At 40.5% G+C, this 1,822-nt stretch carries 1 protein-coding gene; it reads left to right on the top strand.

Going from position 1 to position 1,822, the window contains the following annotated elements:
* The coding region (locus QOS10_RS09220) for a DUF1542 domain-containing protein (protein ID WP_283595182.1) at positions 1–1,464 on the top strand (1,464 nt) is incomplete at its 5' end.
* Positions 1,465–1,822 lie beyond the last annotated feature (358 nt).

The raw sequence follows: 1,822 nt of genomic DNA, 5'->3' as shown, positions 1-1,822 counted from the left end.
GCTAAGGCAACTACTAACGATGGTGCAAGCCAAGCTGGTAAAGCTGGTGTCGCAGAGATTGAAAAGGCTGTTCCAACTGATTCTGGTGTTAAGAAGAACGCTAAGGATGCCATTGATAAAGCTGCTAAGGCTAAAAACGATGCAATCGATGCTTCAAACTTAACTGATGAAGAAAAGGCTGATTTGAAGAAGCAAGTTGCTGGTGAAGTTCAAAAAGCTAAGGGCAATATTGATGCTGCCACTAAAGACGCTGATGTTAATACAGCGCAAACCAATGGTGAAAAGGCTATTAATGCTGTTGAAATCCCTGCTTCAGTTTCTAAGACTGATGCCATTAACGCAATCAATGCTGCATTAGCAGATAAGAAGGCTGCAATTAACGGTACTAACTTAACTGCTGAAGAAAAAACCGCGTTAGTTAACCAAGCACAAAAACTTGATGATGACGCAATTGCTAACATCAATAAAGCAACAACTAACGATGCAGTAAAAACTGCTAAGGAAAATGGTGTTGAAGCTATTAATGCTGTTGAAATTCCAACATCTTCTAAGACCAAGAATGACGCTAATAGTGATCTCGATAACACAGCTGCTGCTGCTAAGAAGGCCATCGATGAAACTTCAGGTTTAACTGATGATCAAAAGCAAACAGCAAAGGATCAAATTGACAAAGCTGTTGATGATGCTAAAGAAAACATCAAGAATGCTTCTGATAACCAAGGTGTTGCAGATGCAATGGATGCAGGTAAGCTCGCAATCGACAAGGTAAGTGCAAAGGCTGCAATTGATGCAGCAGTTGCCGCTAAGAAGAGAGCAATTGCGAAGGCGCCATTAACTGCTGAAGAAGCCAAGCCTTTAAACGACTTGGTAGATCAAGAAGCTGACGCTGCAAAGGACGCTATTGATGCCGCTACTACTAATGCGGTTGTTGAAGCTGCCAAGAATAATGGTGTTGAAACGATTAACAACATTAATGTTCCTGCTACTTCTGCAACTAAAGATGATGCCATTAACGCAATTGATGATGCTTTAGCTAAAAAGATTGAAGAAATCAACAATGCTAACTTAACTGATGACCAAAAACAAAGCCTTATTGATCAAGCTCAGAACGCAGCTAACCAGGCTAAGGAAAACGTTCGGAGTGCTTCCACTGATGAAGACGTTCAAACTGCTAAGAACAATGGAATTGCAGCTATTAACGGAATTACTGTTAAGAGTAATTCAGTCGATGACCAAGATAATTCTGCAACTAATGAAAGGAACGGTAACCAAGCTGGTCATATTCAAAGTGATAACTCCAGTGACGTTACAAAGCATAGTTCTACTCAACAGTCTGGTAATGAAAAAGATCAATTACCACAAACTGGTAACGAAACACAACGTGGTGCAGGCTTGGTTGGCTTAGTCATTGCAGGCTTAGTTGGTTTGTTGGGCAGTGCCGGATTCCGTAAAAAGCGGGATTAAGCAACTACTCAAACCGTCGTAGCAAATTCATAACATAAATTGTAGAGGGCGGCTGTAAAATGTAGGAAATCGGCGGTTTAAAATTGTCGGTTTTCCTGCATTTTTTGTATACTCACTGTAAGCAGTCAATAACGATACGTCTAGGCAATCCCGTTGCAGCCTCCTATACTAAAGACAACTTTAGTACGGGAGGCATTTTTTAATGGAAGAAAAACACGACATTGTGACACCGGTTTTCAAAACGGCAGATTGTAAAATTTAAGTTGAACATTTAAGTGGATAGAAAAACCCATCAAGGTCTTTAATGGTGTTACCACACAATCCATTAGAAAGAAGGACCTTGATGAGCACCACTATT

The sequence above is a fragment of the Limosilactobacillus galli genome (genome assembly GCF_947381495.1).
In the GTDB taxonomy this organism is placed as follows: domain Bacteria; phylum Bacillota; class Bacilli; order Lactobacillales; family Lactobacillaceae; genus Limosilactobacillus; species Limosilactobacillus galli.
This window is presented reverse-complemented; position numbering and strand designations above follow the sequence as displayed.